This is a genomic window from Flavobacterium sp. LC2016-12 (assembly GCF_015351595.1).
In the GTDB taxonomy this organism is placed as follows: domain Bacteria; phylum Bacteroidota; class Bacteroidia; order Flavobacteriales; family Flavobacteriaceae; genus Flavobacterium.
In genome coordinates this window covers 213,249-234,292 of record NZ_JADKPT010000006.1, presented here as the reverse complement: position 1 = coordinate 234,292, position 21,044 = coordinate 213,249, and the positions used below count along the sequence as shown (strand labels likewise).

At 33.7% G+C, this 21,044-nt stretch carries 17 protein-coding genes; 6 read left to right on the top strand and 11 right to left on the bottom strand.

Annotated elements, in window-relative coordinates:
- Positions 1-142: 142 nt before the first annotated feature.
- Both IRZ99_RS12265 and uvrC read right to left on the bottom strand, forming a co-directional pair.
- Positions 143-2,443: a patatin-like phospholipase family protein gene (locus IRZ99_RS12265; protein WP_194657531.1), complete on the bottom strand. Its 2,301-nt coding sequence runs from the start codon at positions 2,441-2,443 to the stop codon at positions 143-145.
- 9 nt (positions 2,444-2,452) lie between these two features.
- Positions 2,453-4,246, bottom strand: coding sequence for an excinuclease ABC subunit UvrC (gene uvrC / locus IRZ99_RS12260; protein ID WP_194657530.1), 1,794 nt, complete (start codon positions 4,244-4,246; stop codon positions 2,453-2,455).
- A gap of 137 nt (positions 4,247-4,383) precedes the next feature.
- On the opposite strand from uvrC, the gene IRZ99_RS12255 reads away from it, so the two are divergent.
- Positions 4,384-5,361, top strand: a complete 978-nt coding sequence (locus IRZ99_RS12255; RefSeq protein ID WP_194657529.1) for a succinylglutamate desuccinylase/aspartoacylase family protein — start codon at positions 4,384-4,386, stop codon at positions 5,359-5,361.
- Positions 5,348-5,917 (top strand): 5-formyltetrahydrofolate cyclo-ligase, encoded by a 570-nt coding sequence (locus IRZ99_RS12250; RefSeq protein WP_194657528.1) that lies wholly within the window; start codon positions 5,348-5,350, stop codon positions 5,915-5,917. Before IRZ99_RS12255 ends, IRZ99_RS12250 begins: the two co-directional genes overlap by 14 nt.
- Positions 5,918-6,133: 216 nt before the next feature.
- On the opposite strand, the gene IRZ99_RS12245 is transcribed toward IRZ99_RS12250, so the two are convergent.
- From IRZ99_RS12245 to IRZ99_RS12210, 8 genes are all read right to left on the bottom strand, one after another.
- Complete coding sequence (locus IRZ99_RS12245; RefSeq protein ID WP_194657527.1) at positions 6,134-6,880, bottom strand: tetratricopeptide repeat protein; 747 nt, start codon at positions 6,878-6,880, stop codon at positions 6,134-6,136.
- 145 nt (positions 6,881-7,025) lie between these two features.
- The gene (locus tag IRZ99_RS12240) at positions 7,026-8,780 is read right to left on the bottom strand and encodes a BatD family protein (protein WP_194657526.1); all 1,755 of its coding nucleotides are present in this window, start codon (positions 8,778-8,780) and stop codon (positions 7,026-7,028) included.
- Between the two features lie 115 nt (positions 8,781-8,895).
- Entirely contained in the window at positions 8,896-9,660 is a 765-nt protein-coding gene (locus tag IRZ99_RS12235; RefSeq protein ID WP_194657525.1) for a tetratricopeptide repeat protein, read from the bottom strand.
- 43 nt (positions 9,661-9,703) lie between these two features.
- Positions 9,704-10,738, bottom strand: coding sequence for a VWA domain-containing protein (locus IRZ99_RS12230; protein WP_194657594.1), 1,035 nt, complete (start codon positions 10,736-10,738; stop codon positions 9,704-9,706).
- A gap of 148 nt (positions 10,739-10,886) precedes the next feature.
- Positions 10,887-11,888: a VWA domain-containing protein gene (locus IRZ99_RS12225; protein ID WP_194657524.1), complete on the bottom strand. Its 1,002-nt coding sequence runs from the start codon at positions 11,886-11,888 to the stop codon at positions 10,887-10,889.
- Entirely contained in the window at positions 11,888-13,519 is a 1,632-nt protein-coding gene (locus IRZ99_RS12220; protein ID WP_194657523.1) for a hypothetical protein, read from the bottom strand. The genes IRZ99_RS12225 and IRZ99_RS12220 overlap by 1 nt, the downstream gene beginning before the upstream one ends.
- An 86-nt stretch (positions 13,520-13,605) precedes the next feature.
- Positions 13,606-14,469 carry a DUF58 domain-containing protein gene (locus IRZ99_RS12215; protein WP_194657522.1) on the bottom strand — a complete coding sequence of 288 codons (864 nt, stop codon included), beginning with the start codon at positions 14,467-14,469 and terminating at the stop codon, positions 13,606-13,608.
- 80 nt (positions 14,470-14,549) lie between these two features.
- A complete protein-coding gene (locus tag IRZ99_RS12210) occupies positions 14,550-15,554 on the bottom strand; it encodes a MoxR family ATPase (RefSeq protein WP_017497457.1) in 1,005 nt (334 codons plus the stop codon).
- A gap of 224 nt (positions 15,555-15,778) precedes the next feature.
- Here IRZ99_RS12210 and IRZ99_RS12205 point away from each other — a divergent pair, with 224 nt between their 5' ends.
- From IRZ99_RS12205 to IRZ99_RS12195, 3 genes are all read left to right on the top strand, one after another.
- Positions 15,779-16,654 carry an aldo/keto reductase family oxidoreductase gene (locus IRZ99_RS12205; RefSeq protein ID WP_194657521.1) on the top strand — a complete coding sequence of 292 codons (876 nt, stop codon included), beginning with the start codon at positions 15,779-15,781 and terminating at the stop codon, positions 16,652-16,654.
- Positions 16,655-16,929: 275 nt separating this feature from the next.
- Positions 16,930-17,685 (top strand): SDR family NAD(P)-dependent oxidoreductase, encoded by a 756-nt coding sequence (locus IRZ99_RS12200; RefSeq protein ID WP_194657520.1) that lies wholly within the window; start codon positions 16,930-16,932, stop codon positions 17,683-17,685.
- A gap of 74 nt (positions 17,686-17,759) precedes the next feature.
- Positions 17,760-18,911 (top strand): ATP-binding protein, encoded by a 1,152-nt coding sequence (locus IRZ99_RS12195; RefSeq protein WP_194657519.1) that lies wholly within the window; start codon positions 17,760-17,762, stop codon positions 18,909-18,911.
- A 75-nt stretch (positions 18,912-18,986) separates the two neighbouring features.
- On the opposite strand, the gene IRZ99_RS12190 is transcribed toward IRZ99_RS12195, so the two are convergent.
- Positions 18,987-19,730 (bottom strand): DUF3298 and DUF4163 domain-containing protein, encoded by a 744-nt coding sequence (locus IRZ99_RS12190; RefSeq protein WP_194657518.1) that lies wholly within the window; start codon positions 19,728-19,730, stop codon positions 18,987-18,989.
- 105 nt (positions 19,731-19,835) lie between these two features.
- Here IRZ99_RS12190 and IRZ99_RS12185 point away from each other — a divergent pair, with 105 nt between their 5' ends.
- On the top strand, positions 19,836-20,978 hold the full coding sequence (locus tag IRZ99_RS12185; protein WP_194657517.1) for a cystathionine gamma-synthase: 1,143 nt from the start codon (positions 19,836-19,838) through the stop codon (positions 20,976-20,978).
- The last annotated feature ends 66 nt before the right edge of the window (positions 20,979-21,044 follow it).

The following is a 21,044-nucleotide window of genomic DNA, read 5'->3' as shown; positions in this document are numbered from 1 at the left end:
TTTCGACATTACAACGATATAGTTGTGAAATAATTCAATTTTTTTCTCAATTAGAAGAAAATTTCAGTACAAAAAAATCTAACTGCAAAGAGCGCAAAGATTCTATTGTATAAAAATCTTTGCGGTTGAATTAAGTAGACTATTAAAACATAAATCCAATACTAAACCAGGTAAAACTTTTAGACAATTCAGGAGACCATGATTGTTTAATTTCAATTGGACCAATAATAGTTTCTAATCCGTAACCTACTGCATAGCCCGAATATTTAGGCATCGACACCCAATCAACAGTAGAAAAAATGTCATCACCCAGATTAGCATAATTTGCAGAAAAGTTGACGTGATTCTTTTTGAAAATTTCATAATCAAAAGTAATTCCTGCTTTGATAAAACTGTTTCCGGAAATACTCAGGAAATCATATCCGTAGAAATAATTGAAATTATTTATTTTATTGTAACCATAACCACCCAATATATAATCGAAAAATGGAACACTATCGTTTCCAAAAGTCAATCCGGCATCAGCTTCAAATTTGAAAGTTGCTTTTCTAAATAAGGTGTTAGCAACTGCAACTTCAGCTTTTGCCATAGAATATGGTTTGAAAGTATTGGTATAATCTGAAGATCCTAAGTAGGTTTGTACATCTGTAGAAAAAAACAATCCCGAATGTGGAAAGCTTTTTTTGTCAAATGAATCATATTTTAAGTAACCAAAAACACTAAAATAACTACTTTTATCAATAACATTATCTGTATTCGACAAGGTTGGCGAGTTGATTTTTAAATATTTGTATTCTAATCCTCCTCCCATTAAAAATTTCTGTACAAAAATGGTCTGGAAATAAGCCTGGTTGCTAACATCCATAAAATCAACATTTATTAAATTGATATCAGGACTTGGTGCAGTTAAATTCCCTAGATTACTAGTTACATTTCGGTTAAATTGATTTAATCTCGAACGAAATCCAAAGCTGATATTAAAGCCATTTTCCACATAATAGTTTAAATCATATCTGAAATTATCACCTAAAATTATATCTAATGAAGTAACGTCGTTTTTCAGGAATGTCTTTTTATGCGTAAGATTCAAGAGAATAGCACTTTTATAAAGTCCGTCATAATGTAATCCCAATTTTAAAAAAGTTTGAGTTGGGTTTTCTTTTAGGACAAGATCTAAATCATCTTTTTCTCCATTGGGTTGTAAGCAATAGGAGATAGTACTAAAGTTTTGGGTTGCATTTAAATTATTGATACCGGTTTTGAGATCATCATAAGTTATGGTGCTTCCTGGTTTAAAACGGAGTTTACCATTGATATATTCTTTAGTGTAATTGTCTAATTGGTCGCTATTAATTTTTTTTATTTCAATCGTATCCGTTGCGACTTTTAATTTTGGTTTTTTATAAAAATTATCTTCAGTAACTAATGATTTAATTTTTTCGTAAACTGCAAAAGTGGCTTCTTCTCCTTTTCTGATTATTTCTTCTCCTCTGTCAAATGAAATTACACCAAAGTCACGAATATCTGGTTTTACATAGACATCAGTATCTTTTATTTTACTTTTCATTTTATCAATCGACTGCAGATTGGTGATCTGAACTAAAATTCGGGTAGCGTTTTTAAGGTTTTTTCTTTTTAACAAATCGTCCTGAACATCAACACCAATTATAATATCGGCTCCAAGATTTCGGACTTCATTAATGGGATAGTTGTTGACAACACCGCCGTCGACTAGTAAATTGCCGTCAATTTCGACCGGAGTAAATAAGGATGGAAAGGCTGAACTCGCCATCATAGCCTGAACCAGATTTCCTTTGTTTAGCAAAACCTCTTCACCGGTTTCGATATTGGTTGCAATACATAAAAATGGAGTTGGGAGTTTATTAAAGTCGCGTACATGACGCACATTTCTGGTCAGACTGCTTAATAAATTATAATTGTACATTCCTTTTGAAAGTGCTTCAGGAATTCCAACTCTGAAATTACTAAAAGGTAAAACTATGGCATACAATTCATCATTTTTTTTGCCGTAAAAATTTTTAGAAGATCTTGGAATATAATCGTTTATTAATTCGTCAAAATTAGTTTGTTTAAAGATGGAATCGATTTGGGAACCATTATAGCCAGAAGCATAAAGTCCACCAATTACAGCACCCATACTTGTTCCTCCAATATAATCTATTTTTATTCCGGCTTCTTCTAGAACTTTTAAAACGCCAATGTGTGCAAAACCTTTCGCGCCACCACCACTTAAAACTAAACCAATTTTGGGACGTTTTACACTGTCTTGTTTTTGTTCTTGCGAAAAAGAATTTTCAGTATTAAATAGTAATAAAGTAAGAAACACTGTTATGCTCCAGAAAGTTCCGATAGTTAAAGGAGTAGAAAAAAATCCTTTTGACCGGGACCGTGTATTTGAAATAGACTTCTGATTTGGACGCATAAAAAATAACTAGTTGGTTTTGTAAAAGTCGACAATTTTTTTGGCTTTTGATACTCCTATAACGTCAGATATTTCTTTTTCTGAAGCTAATTTTAATCTTTTAACACTTTTGAAATGTTGGATTAAAGTCAGCATGGTTTTTTCTCCAATTCCGGGAATGGTTTCTACTGAGGAATTTAATGCAGCTTTGCTTCGTTTGTCACGGTGAAATGTGATTCCGAAACGGTGTGCTTCATTGCGTAATTGCTGAATCACTTTCAAAGTCTCTGATTTTTTATCCAGATACAACGGGATAGAATCTCCGGGATAAAAAAGTTCTTCCAGACGTTTTGCTATTCCGATAATCGCAATTTTTCCACGTAAACCTAGATCATCTATACTTTTTAAGGCAGCAGAAAGTTGTCCTTTCCCACCGTCAATAATAATAAGTTGCGGCAAAGGTTCTTTTTCATCCAATAATCTTTTATAACGGCGATACACAATTTCAGTCATCGATGCAAAATCGTCTGGGCCTTCAACTGTTTTTACATTAAAATGCCGATAATCTTTTTTGCTTGGTTTTCCATCTTTAAAAACAACACAAGCTGCAACTGGATTTGTTCCCTGAATATTCGAGTTATCAAAACATTCAATATGTCGCGGTTCAACAGGCAAACGTAAATCTTTTTGCATTTGCGCCATGATTCGATTAACGTGTCGATCCGGATCTACAATCTGTAATTGTTTTAATTGTTCAATTCTGTAAAACTTGGCATTTCTGATAGATAAATCTAAAATCTGTTTTTTATCTCCAAGTTGCGGAACGGTAGTTTTGATTTTTTCTCCTAAATCAACTTCAAACGGAACAATAACTTCTTTTGATAATAAATGAAAGCGTTCACGAAGTTCTATGATGGCTAATTCTAATAATTCTTCGTCACTTTCATCGAGTTTTTTCTTGATTTCCAAAGTATGCGAACGAATAATCGATCCATGTGAAATTTGCAGAAAGTTTACATAAGCCGCACTTTCATCAGATATAATAGAAAAGACATCGACATTGGTAATTTTCGGATTAACAATCGTCGATCTTGATTGATAATTCTCGAGAACTTCTATTTTTTCTTTAATTTTTTGGGCTTCTTCAAAACGTAAATCCTGTGCGTATTGATTCATTAAACGCTTGAAATCTTTCATGCTTTCTTTGAAATTTCCTTTCAAAATTTCGCGAATCGCATCAACTTGTCGCTGATAATCTTCTAAAGATTCTATCCCTTCACAAGGACCTTTGCAATTGCCAATATGATATTCCAGGCAAACTTTGAATTTACCCGAATTGATGTTTGATTCACTCAAATCATAATTGCAGGTACGTAAAGGATATAATTCTTTGATTAATTCTAAAATCGTGTGAACGGTTTTGAAATTAGTATACGGGCCAAAATATTCAGAGCCGTCTTTTACCATTCTTCGGGTAGAAAAAATTCTCGAAAAAGGTTCTTTTTTAATACAAAGCCAAGGGTAACTTTTATCATCGCGAAGCAACACGTTATAACGCGGTTGCAAGGTTTTGATTAAGTTGTTTTCTAATAAAAGTGCATCAGTTTCTGTAGGAACAACGATGTGTTTTATAGTCACGATTTTTTTTACGAGCACATTCGTTTTTGCCGTATCGTGAATTTTATTGAAGTAGGAGGAAACCCTTTTTTTTAAATTTTTGGCCTTCCCAACGTACAATATTTTTTCGTCTTTATCATAATATTGATACACGCCGGGATTGTCTGGCAAGGTTTGTATTTGAAGTAATAAAGACGGTTTATGCATTCTGTTTTTGTTTCTGTAGATGGTCGAAAAGCATTCTGAAAAACCATTTTGTTTTTCAGTTAAAGCTTAACATGGATTTAGATTCAAATTTACGAAATCAAAAGAATAATTTCTATATTTAGATTTTATAATTCTATATGAAAAATAACAAGCCCATGATTATTTTTGGCGAACCGGTTTTGCCAGGAGAAAATAGAACAATAAACGTTGAAATTGCACGATTGCACACGACTACAAAGCTGAATATTCCGGTTATTGTGCGTCGTTCTAAAATAGATGGTCCGGTGGTTTTGTTCTCGGCCGGAATTCACGGCGACGAGATAAACGGAGTAGAAATTGTGCGACAGCTCATCAGTAAAAAAATAAACCGACCAACACGAGGAACCATTATTTGTATTCCGATTATCAATATGTATGGTTTTGTAAATAAATCAAGAGAATTTCCTGACGGTCGTGATTTAAATCGTGTTTTCCCCGGAAGTAAAAAAGGTTCTTTGGCAAGTCGTTTTGCATTTCATATCGTGGCTGAAATTTTGCCGGTTATTGACTATGCAGTCGATTTTCATGCCGGAGGCGCAAGCAGATTTAATGCACCACAAATCAGGATAAGTGAAAACAATCCGGAATTAAAACTTTTGGCAGATGTTTTTAATGCGCCATTTACTTTGTATTCAAAAAATATTACGGGTTCTTTTAGAAATACATCTGAAAAAGCAAATGTGAAAATGTTGCTTTTTGAAGGAGGAAAATCATTGGATATTAATAATGCTATCGCCAATGAAGGTGTAAAGGGAGTGAAGCGTTTGCTTAATTACCTGAACATGCTCGATTCAAAACAAATTGTTGAAGATGCTCTTTTTCCCTCGATTTATATTAAATACTCGGTTTGGTTGCGAGCGAAATGTTCCGGTTTATTGCACGATTATAATTTGATTGGAAAATTTGTAACAAAGGGAACTATTTTGGCGATTATAACAGATCCGTTTGGTAAATTCGAGCAAAAGGTAAAAGCGCCGCACGACGGATACATTATCAACGCCAATCATTCGCCAATTGTTTATGAAGGCGATGCCATTTACCATATTTCTAAAACCCTACCTGATGGCGACGAATAAAAAAGAATTACGCTTACACTATAAAAATCTTCGAAAAGAATTGTCAATAGATGAAATTGAAGAAAAAAGCTTGGCTATAGCCAATGAATTATTGCAATTGCCTATTTGGGATAAGATTTACTATCATGTTTTTCTTCCGATTGAAGAACAAAAGGAAGTCAATACCGAATATATTCTGCATTTGCTTTCCGGAAAAGATAAAGAAATCGTGGTTTCGAAAAGTGATTTTGAAACCCGAAAAATGTCTCATTTTTTATTGACGGATAATACCAAAATCAAAAAAAACGAATATAATATTCCCGAACCTGTAAATGGTTTACCAGTTCCATCTGAAACTATTGAAGTGGTTTTTGTGCCACTTTTGGCTTTTGATGTTTTTGGAAATCGTATTGGATACGGAAAAGGTTTTTATGATAAATTCTTAGCCGAATGTAGACCTGAAACCATCAAAATTGGGCTTTCTTTTTTTGAAGCCGTAAATCAGATCGATGATGTTTTTGAATCTGATGTAAAGTTGGATTATTGTGTAACGCCTGGGCTGGTGTATAAATTTTAACCGCAAAGTTCGCAAGCAAAATTGATTTGGATTGTGTTGATTTTAAGTTCGCAAAGTTATCACTTTGGTAATTATTTGAATTGAATGATATAAATAAATTTATCTTTCAAGTTCTTGAAATTAAAACATACTTATGTCAATTGTGAAAATAAAAAATCCCAAACATCAATTTTACAATTGGAATTTGGGATTTTTATATTGTAATTTCAAGAATTTTTATTTCACTTCCTTAATTGTAGAAGCATCAATCCAGCCTTCTGTCCCGTCTGTTAATTCTATTTTTTTCCAGTTTTGAAGTGTTTCTTTTACATAAACTTTCGCACCTTCATGTAATGAAAAAATAGCTGATCCTGCTTTTTGAGGTTCGCTTCTCACTTCGCTTACTTCTGAAAAAACAATTGCCGGGCGATCGTTGTCATAATGATCTTTCTCTGACATTGCTGCTGCAACACTTAGCAACACACCAACCAGCAATACAAACATTCCAATAAAATATAATCTTTTTGAAAGCGTAAGCTGCGAAAAATAATACCCAATAAAACTCAACAAGAATAGAAAAGCAATCCCTACGGCAATTTTAGCCCAGGTATTATAATCAAAGATTCCTGTAAAGTTTTGGATCAATTTTGCAAAACCTACTTTCGGAACTTCTTTAATCTCGTCAATAGTTAGTTTTTTGGCGAATTTTAAGTTGTTTAAAGTCTGTTCATCGTGTGGTTTTAATACCAATGCCTTTTCATAATTATAAATGGAAGGAGCGACTTTATTTAGTTTGTAATAACAGTTAGCCAAATTAAAATACAATTCAGCCGAATGTTCTTTATTTTCTTTAAGAACATTTTCATATTCCTGCGCGGCCTGCTCAAACTTGTTATCCTGATACAAAAGATTCCCTTTTTCAAAGCTGCTTTGAGCAAAGAAAACCTGAGTAATTAATAAAAAGAGATATACTATATTTTTCATTCTTATTTTATTTACCTGACATTATTAGAACCCTATCAGGTTTGTTTTTTTAAACTTAGCGAACTTAAAATCAACACAATCCAAATCACTTTCCTTAGCTCCCGATAGCTATCGGGATTGCGGTAAAATAATTTGCGATTAAAATTTAAACAATCTGTTTTTCTAATTCAGAGATAATCAAAACAGCCTTATCAAAATCCTGCTGAATCGAAGCACTTGAAGCCGGAGCATAACGCGCAAATTCACAGTTTTCCGTCAAATTAATGAAATTTTGAACCGATTCCGGATTCGCATTTCTTGACAATAACAATTCACGAATATTGTCTTTGCTCATTTCTGAAGTTTCAATATGAAGTTTCGCTTTCAGGAAATTATGCATCGCTTTCTCCAAAGCAATATAAAATGGCTCTTTATTGTTAAGCTGTTTTTTAGCTTCAGATAGATATTTCTTCGCCAGCTTATTGTTCATTTTAATTCGGTTTCCGAAAACATCGCTGTCAATTGCTTCTTTCTTTTTCTTAGCCAAAACAATAATTGGTAAAATCAGGAAAGGTGCTAATAACAATCCGTAATATAAATTTGAACCATAAAAATCATTTTTAGTCATTGAGACTAAAGTAGTTTTTGGTTTGATGTATCTGAATTGCTCTGTTTTCGTAATTACATTTTTCGCTGCATTTGCCGTTGCGTTTGCTTCTGCCTGCATTGGTCCGTCTAAAACGTCAACCGTAATTTCCTGAGAAGTTATGGTTTTGTATGATCCGGAACTCAAATCAAAATACGAAAACTGCATTGGTTTTATAACATATTTCCCTTTGTACTGTGGAATGATAGTATATTTATCCGAAATTTTCCCTGACATTCCAGACAATGAAGTTGTTACTTTTTCGTCATGAACAGGATCGTACATTTCTAATGCATTTGGCACAACTGGTTTTGGAAGTGTAAATAATTTCATGTTTCCACTTCCCGCAGCACTTACAACCAAATCAAGACTTTCACCATTTTTTAAAGTAGTTTTTGAAGGAGTAACCGTAAAATTGAATTTACCAACAGCTCCTGCGAATCCTTCTGGTTTACTACCTTCTGGAAGAGCTCTCACATTAATGGTTTTTGCTCCCGCCGAAACAACTTTATTGTCCTCAGACAGAATCATTTGACCAAACATGTCACGGCGATTTGTGGGTAATTGCACCCCAATATCGAGTGAAAGAGGTTCAATTGTGAGTTTTCCTGATTTTTGCGGATACAAAATGGTCTTTTTCAAAACCACAAAATAACATCTTTGTCCTCTGTAACTTCCTTCTTCAATGGCTAACTGTTTGATTTCTATGTTCTGATTCCAGAAATCATTGTATTTTGGTTTTCCAAGTTCTTTAAAACCGGTAACATTAATGTTGTTGAAGTATAATTTATAAACAACAGTAATTGGTTCATTCAAATACGGATTTGTTTTTGAAATTTCAGCAACCAGATTCAATGTTTCACTTCCGGCACCGCCTTGTTGTCTAGGGTCACTTGGATCTCTTTCCTCAGCAACAGCGTTTGTTACAACTATTTTTTGAGGAGTTGTTTTGTATTTTTGACCATTAAACTCAATTGCAGCCTGTTTAATCGTCAAAGTTCCTTTTTGCGCCGGTTGTAATATATAAGAATATATTTTTTGAAAAGAGCTTCGTCCGTTAACCCAGGATTGACTTATTTGCTGACTTGGTCCTGCTACAATTCTAAATCCGTCAAATGAAGGCTGTTCGAAGTTATCTCCGTCAACATTCATGATAAAGTCAATACGAAGTCTCTCGTTTATACCAAGCGAATTTTTGCTTACTCTGGCTTCAAATTGAACTTGAGCCATAAGCCCTTGAAAAGTGAATAGTAATAGAATTAAATATCTTTTCATTAATTGTTTCAGTTTTGTTTAACTGTTTAATTGTTATTTGTTTAATCGGTTTTTTTAAAGTTTTATTGTCTATTCGAACAACAGTTAGACGAATAAACGATTTACCTAAAAAAATCTACCAGTCTTTTTCTGTTTTCTTAGGACTTCCTTTTACTTTTTGAGCATTTACTTTGTCCTGAATTTTCTTTTCTTCGTTGTTAACGGCATCTAATAAATTCTGAACACGTTCTTTTGAAATTCCGCCAGGCTGTGGTTTTGGTTCTCCTTTGTTGTCTGATTTGTCATCTTTCTTCGGATCATTTTTACCATCTTTTTTATCCTTGTCTTTGTCGCCTTTGTCGTCTTTCTTGTCTTTATCCTTGTCCTTGTTTTTATCTTTGTCCTTGTTCTTATCTTTGTTTTTATCCTTGTCTTTGTCTTTATTCTTATCCTTGTTTTTATCGTTTTTCGGAGGATTTTCTTTTAATTTTTGTTTGGCCAAAGCATAATTATAACGCGTTTCATCATCAGTTGGATCATTTCGTAAAGCTTGTTTATAAGCTTCAACGGCTTGTGTATAATCTTTCTCTTTCATGAAAACATTTCCTAAATTATGAAATGCCTTATGTTTTTCAGGTCTTGTTTTTGCGTTTTTAATGGCGCTTCCATAAGCGAATTTTGCTTCAGAAACCTGGTTTTGTTTGTAAATGGTATTTCCTAAATTATAAGAAGCTGCGGCTTTCTTTGGGAATTTTGAATGCGAAATTCTGTAATTTGCCTCGGCATCAACAAATTTATTCTGCTTATATTCTTCATTGGCATCAGGCAATGTCTTGTCTTTTTCCTGAGCTGAAACGGCTAAAGAAAACGTTAGTAAAATATAAAGAAGTAAATTTTTCATTCTAATTTTTTTAATTTTTTGTTCCGAAATAAATCAAAAACAATTATTTCTTTTCGTTAAATAAATTCAATTCTTTGATCCAGTTTGTTTTTCTTTCCAAAAGGAAAATATCTACAAACAGCAATAAGAATGCAAAGCCAAGAAACCACTGAAATTGCGATTGGAAATCGGCCATTTGTGTAGCTTCGAATTCTGTTTTCTGAATGTTATTTAATGCATTTTTTACGTAATCTAAAACCTCTTTGGTGCTTCCTCCATATACATAGCCACCTTTCGTTGCTTTTGCGATTGCTTTCAGCCCATCCTGATTTAGTTTTGTAATAACAACTTCTCCGTTTTGATCTCTTTGAAAGCTTTTTACAACTCCATTTTCTTTTAACGGAATAGTTCCTCCTTTTTCTGTTCCGATACCAATTGTAATGATTTTCATTCCCAATTTGTTGGCTTCTTCGGCTGCTGCAGAAGCACCTTCTGAATGATCTTCTCCGTCAGAAATCAAAATTAATAATTTGCTTGTTTTGCTTTTTTCATCAAAATAAGTAGAGGATAATCGTATCGCTTCGTCCAATGAAGTTCCCTGAGATGAAACCATATCCGGACTCATACTTTGCAGGAACATTTTGGCTACGCTGTAATCTGTTGTAATGGGTAAAACCGGGAAAGCACTTCCCGCATAGGCAACAATTCCAATTCGGTCACTTCCTAAATTATTGATGATTTGCGAGACTAGCTGTTTACTTTTTTCTAAACGACTTGGTGCCACATCTTCGGCCAACATACTTTTAGAAACGTCGACTGCAAAAACAATATCGATACCTTCTCGTTTTACGGTTTCCATCTTGGTCCCAATCTTCGGATTTACTAATCCGATAATCAAACATGCAATCGCTAAAAGCAGTATAGATAATTTTAATACAGGTTTAAAAACAGAACGTTCAGGGCTCAGTCTTTTAACCATTTCCAAATCACCAAATTCACGCTGTTTTTTTCTTTTCCAATACATATTGAAAAGGAAAATACACGCCACAATTGGGAGTAAGAATAAAAGGTATAAATATTTTTTTTCGTCTAATTCCATATAATTTTTAAAATTCCAATCCCCATCGTTGCGGGGATAAATTCCAAATTCCAATTTCTTTTGTTTGTCTAAAAAGCTAGTTTTAAATTCCAGTTTCCAATTTGTTATTTGGAATTTCAAAAATTGGAATTTTTTGATTTTTCCAAAATCAAATAAAGCTTCTGTAAACTGTATTTCTCAAACCAACTTCCAACAATAATAAAAAGGCTGCCAGTAAAACAAATCCTCTGTATTTCTCGTCGTAATCATAGAATTTTAATTCCTGAATTTCTGTTGTTTCTAATTTATTAATTGCACTGTATATTTGAGCTAATCTATCGTTGCTTGTTGCTCTAAAATAGGTTCCCTCGGTTTTACGGGCGATGCTTTTCATTAAAGTCTCGTCAATTTCAACCTTCTGCATTTTAAATAAAAAACCTCCGTTTGGAGCGTATGCATAAGGAGATGGTGCCATTCCGTTGGTTCCAATTCCTATTGTGTATACTTTTATTCCGTATTGTTTTGCAATATCAGCAGCCGTTTCCGGTTCTATAAATCCGGCATTATTAACACCGTCAGTCATTAAAATGATTACACGGCTTTTTGCTTTACTGTCTTTAAGACGGTTTACAGCTGTTGCCAATCCCATTCCAATTCCGGTTCCGTCCTGTAAAGCGGTATCATATTTAATATCTTTTATGGCCTCTAAAATGATCGCTTTATCGCTTGTAACAGGCGTTTTCGTATACGCTTCAGAAGCGTATAAAACCAATCCGATTCTGTCATTTGGTCTTTCCTCAACAAATTCTCCGGCAACTCTTTTTAAAGCCTCCATACGGTTTGGCTTTAAATCTTTTGCCAGCATACTTCCTGAAACGTCAATTGCCATTACAATATCAATTCCTTTTGTCGTTTTAGTTTGATTGCTGATGTCTACTGTTCTTGGTCTCGCCAAAGCTATAATCAACGAACTTAAAGCTATAATTCTGAATACATATAGACAAGGTTTTAATTTTGTTAATAGCGATTCGCTGTTTTTAAAACCCTGAGTTGAACTCATTTTTAAAGTAGGCGATTGCTGGTTGCGTTTCCAGAAAAACCAAGCGATTGCAATTGGAATTAAAAGAAACAACCAAAAAAATTCTGGATTTAAAAAAGTTATCTTTTCCATTAATTGCTCGCTTTTTGAAGTTCAACAGAATTTAAAATTCGGGTTGTAATGTCATTTGCATATGTATCGCCTTCCTGATGTAAAATCATAATTTGCTGTAATCCCTGATCTTGTTTAAAAAGCAAAATTTCATAATATGCTTTTGTACTTGTTTTACTAACAGGATTTAAAACTGTCATTGTTCCATATCCTTTTAGACCCTGAATACCTGAATTAGTCTGGAAATCTTCTTGTTTTACAATAATATTTTGTCCGCCCTGAGCTTCAATTATTTTTAAAGTACCTTCTAAAGTTTTTGCTAAATCAAGCTCAACAGGATTTTTAAATTTACTGGTTGAAACGGTAACATAGAAATTGTCAATCATACTTCCGTAGGCGAAAAGCTGCATTTCTTTGATCAAAGCCATCGCTTCTTTAGGTAATACTTTTTGGGTGTCCATTCGTTTTAAAACTTTTGGAGTTTCAATTTGAACAGCTGGATTTCCGTAAGCACTTTTTACCCATTCACCTTCTAATAATTCTTTTGAAGGATGACCAATAACATTATCCTTTACATAAGCGAAGCCTTTTGTTACTACGAAAAATGTTGTTGTTGCAGTTAACAAGAAGACAACAGTTGCCACGGCAAGAGTAATTCGTTTGTTGCGTTTTTTACGCAATTGAAGCTGAATTTGCTTTTGTCTTTGCGCTTCGTTCAGTAATTGATCTTCTTCTTCAGCCGGAACTTCTGTAGGAATTGCATTGTCTAGTGTTAAAATTACTTTCTGGATTTTATTTCTATCATCTGTGATTTCAAAATCCAATGGTTTAGATTTTGCAAATTTTACTAAATCCGCCTGACGTAAAACGCGTTCTAAATTCTCAACGGTTTCAGGAGTCAACGTCATTTTCTTTTTGGTAGAAGCCAATCTTATTGCCTGAATCAATTCAGAAGTAGTGCTTTCCATTGCCGGAATATGAATCGCTTCTTCAATATAATTACGCGCAATATCTGTTAATTCACTATAGTATTCTTTGATTTCACCTTTTTGAACTAATTCTTTTGATTCCAGGTTATTCAATAAACTCGTCGCTTTTTCAATCGGAGTTTTATAAACTTCTTCTTCGATTTTTTTCTTCTGATGTTTTTTAACATACCAATATACAAAAGCACCAATTGCAAGAATTACAATTACAATCAGAACATAAATCCACCAATCGTTGTTGCTGTCTGCACTGGAAATATCTTTGATGTCGTACATTTTTTGTTGTAGAGTATCCACTTTTACATTGGCAACTTCAACACGAATAGAATCTGATAAATAAGGTTTTTTATCAATTAAAATTTTGATACTTGGGATTGTATACTTTCCTGAATCAAATTGGGTTAAGCCGTATTTTTTGATCAGTTCGTAAGTGTCATTTTTCTTAACGGTATCGATTGGGTACGATTGAATTACTTCTAAAGGGCCAATGTTTTTTAGTTTAGGAAAAACAACTTTCGATTTTGAGCTTACAACCGTTTTAAGCGTTAATTTAAATTCGGCTCCAATTTTATTTTTTGTAGTATCAATACTTGTTTCAACTTGTTTTTGTTGTGCAAAAACAGCTGAAGTAAGCAAAAATAGAAATATGTAAAATTTTAATTTCATTTGATTTTTGATTCAGATTTTAGTCTAAAACGAATGCTTATTTTTGAAAATTTATTTTTGAAACTGATAATGATCGAAACCTCAAATTAACGAGACTTAAAATAACCAAGTAATTTTGTTACGTAATTTTCGTCGACTCTTGTGTTTACAACGCCAGCTCCTGATTTACTGAAAATATCTTTGAAATAATTGACTCTGTCGTGATAATGTTTTTCATAATTCATTCGCACTGATTTGGAGCCTGTATCGACCAATTGAATTTTTCCGGTTTCAGCGTCAAGCATACTTACCATTCCTAAATTCGGGATTTTTTCTTCGCGGATGTCATATACTCGTACACCAGTAATATCATGTTTTTTAGAAGCAATTTTTAAGGTCTGTTCGTAATTTTCAGACATGAAGTCAGAAATTACAAAAACGATCGCTTTCTTTTTTTGCGTTCCTGATAAAAACTTCAACGCTTGCGAAATATCCGTTTTATGGCTTTTTGGTTCAAATTCGATCAATTCACGAATGATTCTCAAAACGTGCGAACGGCCTTTTTTGGGTGGAATATACAATTCGACATTATCAGAAAATAATATTAATCCGATTTTGTCATTGTTTTGTGTAGCCGAAAAAGCCATAGTTGCCGCAATTTCGGTGACGATGTCTTTTTTGAATTGACTTTTTGAACCAAAACCTTCAGAGCCCGAAATATCAACCATTAACATCATGGTCAATTCTCGTTCTTCTTCAAAAACTTTTACGTGGGCTTCGTTATAACGTGCGGTTACATTCCAGTCGATGTTACGAATATCATCGCCATATTGGTATTGACGCACTTCGCTAAAAGTCATCCCGCGTCCTTTAAATGAAGAATGGTACTCTCCCGAAAAGATATGATTACTCAGTCTTTTGGTTTTGATTTCTATTTTCCGTACTTTTTTTAAAAGCTCTTTTGTATCCATTGGATTTGTTTAAAGTTTAAAAGTTTCAAGTTTCAGGTTTGCTTTACAACAACCTGAAACCTGAAACATTAAACAAATTTTTAAGGTACTTCAATCTCGTTTACGATTTTGTTGATAATGTCTACAGAAGTAATGTTTTCGGCTTCAGCCTCATACGTTATTCCAACTCTGTGACGTAAAACATCATGTACAACTGCACGAACGTCTTCTGGAATTACATAACCACGACGTTTGATGAAAGCGTAACATTTTGCCGCATTGGCTAAATTGATACTTCCACGTGGCGATGCTCCAAAACTAATAAGAGGTTTTAAGTCCGCAAGTTTGTACTTCTCTGGATAACGAGTAGCAAAGATGATATCTAAGATATATTTTTCGATTTTTTCGTCCATGTAAACTTCACGAACAGCTTCTTGCGCACGCAAAATTTGTTCTACAGAAACTACTGGATTTACTTTTTCGTAACTTCCTTTTAAGTTTTGACGAATTACAAAACGTTCTTCATCAATTTTTGGATAATCAATTACGGTTTTAAGCATGAAACGGTCAACTTGAGCTTCAGGAAGTTGGTATGTTCCTTCTTGCTCAACAGGGTTTTGAGTTGCCAATACTAAAAACGGACGATCTAATTTGAAAGTCGTGTCGCCAATAGTAACTTGTTTTTCCTGCATCGCCTCTAAAAGTGCTGACTGAACTTTTGCAGGAGCACGGTTGATCTCATCGGCAAGTACGAAATTAGCAAAAATTGGCCCTTTTTTAATTGAGAATTCGTTTGCCTTGATATTGTAAATCATTGTTCCAATAACATCGGCAGGTAATAAATCCGGAGTAAACTGGATACGGCTGAAAGAACCTTGAACTGCTTGCGAAAGTGTGTTGATTGCTAAAGTCTTTGCTAAACCAGGAACACCTTCTAATAAAATATGCCCTTGCCCTAAAAGACCAATTAATAAACGTTCGACCATGTGTTTCTGGCCCACAATAACTTTGTTCATTTCCATTGTAAGAAGGTCTATAAAAGCACTTTCTCTTTCAATTTTTTCATTTATCGCTCTAATGTCTAAAGTCGTTGTATTTTCTTCCATATAAATATTTTTAAAAGCCTTTTTGAACCTTTGATTTTTACGCCTTGTTTTTGAGAGTGCAAATTGAATATTTTTTGAGAAGTAAGATGTTAAAGAATGGTTAAAACTTCGACCAAAGACCTAATTTTAAGGACGAATTGTGAATCTATTTTTATATTTTTAAGAACTTTGATGATTATGCTCTACAAAAGCATATTTATTACCAAAAATAACGCAATAAAACCATGAGCAAAACAACGTTATCGCCTATAATTTCGGGCACTATGAATTGGGGAGTTTGGGATAAAAACCTTACAACTAAAGAAATGGAAAACATGATACAGATCTGTATCGAAAACAAAATTACCACTTTTGATCACGCCGATATTTACGGATCTTATACTACAGAAGCAGATTTTGGAAAAGCTTTCCAAGCAAGTAAAATTTCCAGAGAAAAATTACAGTTAATTACCAAGTGCGGCATTCAGATGGTTGCTGAAAAACGCCCGGAGAATAAAATCAAACATTATGAATATTCGAAGGATTATATTATCTGGTCTGCTGAAGAATCTCTAAAGAAATTAAAAACAGATTTTATTGATGTTTTTTTATTGCACAGGCCAAGTCCGTTAATGCAAGCCGATGAAATTGCTGAAGCGGTAGAGAAACTAAAATCAGAAGGAAAAATTATTGATTTCGGACTTTCAAATTTTACTAGTTCTCAAACCGAATTGATTCGTTCGAAAACAGAAGTAAGTTTTAATCAGGTGCAATTTTCTGCGACACATTTTGAAGCGATGACGGATGGAAGTTTAGATTATATGCAAACTCATGGAATTCGACCATTGTCATGGAATCCGCTTGGGACAGTTTTTAGAGAAGATACTAAAAAGACACGCCGTTTGAAAAAACTGCTTTCTGAATTGGTTCAGAAATACAGTTTTGGTTCAGATACACTTTTGTTGGCCTGGATTTTAAAACACCCTGCAGGCGTAATTCCGATTGCGGGAACAGTAAATGTTGCCCGAATTCAATCGTTGATGAAAGCCGCCGAATTAGAAATGGATAGAGAAGACTGGTTTGCAATCTGGACGGAAAGTATGGGCGATGATGTGCCTTAATTTTTAGTATTCAGTCGCAGTTTTAAGTATTCAGTTTGTAATACTAAACATTTGCCAAAGATTAAAAGATTCTCACAGATTGAAAAATCATTTTAATCCTTTAATCTGTGGCTTTAAAAAATTAAACATATAGAAACATAGATTTTATTGTTTAAAGAAGGTAAAAATAAACGACCAGTCATTTACATATACCTATGTGTTTTCATGCAAAGTGAAATGCCTTTTTTAAGCTTTTTAAACTATGTCTCTATGTGTTAAAATAAAACACAAGAAGAATGAAAAAAACAGTTTTAATTACTGGAGCCACGAGCGGAATTGGAAAAGCAACCGCACAAATAATGGCGAAAAACGATTATAAAATTATCCTTTGCGGAAGACGTAAAGAACGTTTAGTTGAACTGGAAAAAGAACTTTCGGCTTATACAGAAGTGCATTCCCTTTCTTTTGATGTTCGTGATAAAGAGGCTGTTTTTGAAAGTATCAATTCATTGCCAGCAGAATTTGCTCAAATTGACGTTTTAATAAATAATGCAGGTAATGCACACGGTTTAGATCCAATTCAAAACGGAAATATTGACGATTGGGATGCTATGATCGATATTAATGTCAAAGGGCTCTTATATGTTTCAAAAGCGATTATTCCGCATATGATCGAAAGAAAAGCGGGACATATTATCAATATTGGTTCAATTGCCGGTAAAGAAGTGTATCCAAACGGAAATGTATATTGTGCATCAAAACATGCTGTTGATGCTATTAATAACGGAATGCGAATGGACCTGAATCCTTACGGAATCAGAGTAGGAGCAATTCATCCGGGAATGGTTGAAACCGAATTCAGTGAAGTTCGTTTTAAAGGCGATGCCGACAGAGCATCAAACGTATACAAGGGTTTAGATGCTTTACAAGCAGAAGATATTGCAGATATTATTCATTTTGTGGTCTCAAGAAAATACCATGTAAATATTGCAGATTTAATTGTTTATCCGACGGCACAGGCCTCGGCGACAATTGTTAAAAAGAATATATAATGTAGAGACGCACAGTAGTGCGTCTTTTTTAATTAGTTGGAATTTGTGTAATTTGTGGCAAAAAAACTTAAAAAATGATCAACAAACGCCTTTTAATAAAAAACCTGCTCGCTCATAATGATGAGAGCAGTTTTTATGATAAAAAAAGGCAGTTGAATTTGCATACGCGCGAAGGAAAAGGGAAGTTTCTGAAGCACATTTGCGCTTTATCAAATTCTAACCCAACCAATAATTCTTATATCGTTGTTGGTGTCGAAGATCAGGATAATGAAATTGTTGGTGATGATTTCTTTGATGATAGCCGAATTCAAAATCTCGTCAATGCTTTTTTAGAAAATCCGCCTAAAATTCAATATGAGAATGTACCGTTTCCAAATCTTCCAAAAGACAAAGTAATCGGATTGGTAACGATCAAACCCAAGAACAAAATTTCTTATTTTAAAAAAGGAATTCATACTATTTTAGCGAATAGTGTTTTTGTGAGGCGAGGCAGTAATTCGATTCCGGTTGAAGGTGAAGTAGAGAAAAATTACCAGAATACAGAAACGGTAATTGGGATTGAAAACAGCTCCAGAAACAGCATTCAATATACACTTGATGGTGTAATCGATTTTATGAATTTCAGACATAAAGATATGTCGCCGAAATATCGTGTTTTTAAAGAATTATTTGTGATTTGCTGGGCGGGAGTTCCTAAAAAATCACGGGATAAAACCTTTCTTTCCAGAGTTGATATTGAATTGATCAACGAACAAATTAAACTTTTTTATTCGGCCCAAGATGTTGTTACTATTGTTTTTGATGATGATAGTTTTACAATTACCGAATATGTCCCGTTAGGGTTAAATGATAAAACAAGTTATTATCCATTGGAGGAACAAACCATTCGTTTCTTTGATAATGGTTATTACAAAATCGATCGAAAAATGCTTTTTCAGCCACCAGAATTTAATCGAAAAATGCTGTATCATATTTACAATTCAAATATGGCATTACTTCAAAAACTGCAAAAAGGGACTGCTTTGTCAGAACGTGAAATGGTCGATCTGGAAAATCTTCCATCCACTTTTATGATTTGTTATTTGAATGGTTTTGATGAAGCCAAGCAAAAGCTTATCGATTCAAAAATACTTTTGAAGCCTTTTTCGCAGGTCTATTTGTCTTTTAAAGAAGCCTTAAGAATTTTGCGGAAAATGAAATATGATTTCCAGGAAGGTGCAAAGTAGCAAAGGTTCAAAGCGGCAAAGGTTTTCCGTAGAGGCGCACAGCAGTGCGTCTAACTCACAGTGTATTTTTTTAAATTACTGATACAATAAAAACTTATTAACTTCATCATAAGGAAATAAAAGCTCTTTTGGACCGTCTGCATACGATGCCGCCTCATAGGAGTTGTAATATAAAAGCAAACCTTCTTCTGTATAAAAAATATTCTGTGGCAATTGAAATTTATCATTTTCGAACATTAATCCTGTTGAGTTGATGTTTGCTTTTGCTGGGATTTTATATTTGGAGCGGAATCTTTTTTCGGCGAAAGCCTTAAATTCTTTTTCATTTTTAAAAATTTGATCTGAAAAAATAATTTTTCCTGTTTTCGGATTAAATAATAAAGAGCGATATCCCTGATAACCATGCGCACCACCAGTAAATGTATAATGATCGATTTTTATATTAATGATTTGGGCGGATTCAAATTCTACATTTCCTTTAATTTTGCCTTCCCATCCAAAGGTTTCACTGGGGAATTTTTTATGCATTTCTTCATAAGATTCGATAAAAGAAACTGTTAATGCTTTGTAATCGTTTAGTTGTATTGGCTTTTCACCAAAAAAAGTAATTTCTTTTATGACCAAAAATATTTTTTTGTTGATGCTGTCTGCTACGACGGGAATATTTTTTGCAATCGGAATGTCAATAGTAATTATGGGGCAATCTGTTTTGCAGGGAAGAATAGATTTTTTCTCAAATGTTTTATTTTCAAAAGAAAGTTCTTTGCTACAGCTAGTGAATATTAAAAACAAAAAGACTAAAAAAGTATACTGTTTCATATCTAAAAGTGTTAATTATATATAAAGGTAAGAAGTTGTGTCCGGATTAGAATAAATTAAACGGTAAATTTGTACCAGAATTAAAGATTAAAAATTTGTAACTATATGAAATTCAATACTAAAGTGATTCATGGTGGTCAGCATCATGACCCAAGTACGGGAGCAGTAATGCCACCGGTTTATCAAACTTCAACTTATATTCAAACAAGTCCTGGGCAGCCTTTGGGTGATTATGAATACAGCAGAGCTTCAAATCCAACTCGTACAGCTTTAGAAAATGCTTTGGCGAGTATTGAAAACGGAACGCGCGGGTTGGCATTTTCATCTGGATTAGCGGCTACTGATTGTGTTTTAAGAGGTTTAAAAGGGGGAGATGAAGTCATTGCGATGGATGACTTGTATGGTGGTACATACAGAATGTTTTCGAGAATTTATAAAGATTCAGGTATTAAATTTCATTTTGTTGATATGACTGATATCGCAAAATTGAAATCATTAATCAATGAAAATACAAAATTGATTTGGGTAGAAACGCCAACAAATCCATTAATGAAATTGGCTGATATTGAAGAAATCTCGAAAATTACTAAGGAAAAGAAAATTTGGCTTGCTGTAGATAATACTTTTGCAACTCCATATTTACAAAAGCCTCTTGATTTAGGAGCAGATATCGTAATGCATTCGGCAACAAAGTATTTAGGAGGACATTCTGATGTTATTGCCGGAGCTTTAATTGTGAAAGATGAAGCTTTAGGAGAGCAATTGCATTTTCAACAATTTGCTACAGGTGCAACATTGGGACCAATGGATAGTTTTTTGGTTTTAAGAGGAATTAAAACACTTTCATTAAGAGTGCAACGACACTGTGAAAACGGTGAGAAAGTAGTAGAATACTTAACTAAACATCCAAAAATAAAAACAGTTTATTATCCGGGATTACCAAGTCATCCGTTTCACGAAATTGCCAAAAAACAAATGAAAGCTTTTGGTGGAATGGTTTCATTTACATTTGTTTCTGGTAAAAAAGAAGATTCTATTGCCTTTTTGGAGAAATTGAAAGTATTCACTTTGGCTGAATCATTAGGTGGAGTTGAATCATTGGCAAATCACCCTGCTTTGATGACACACGCTTCTATTCCGGCAGATAAAAGAGCAGAAGTTGGTATTACTGATGATCTGGTTCGACTAAGTGTTGGTATCGAAGATGCAGAAGATTTAATTGCTGATTTAGAACAGGCATTAGCATAAAAAGCTAAATTTTAAAATAAAAAAAATCCCAAATTCCAATTAATCATTTTGGAATTTGGGATTTTT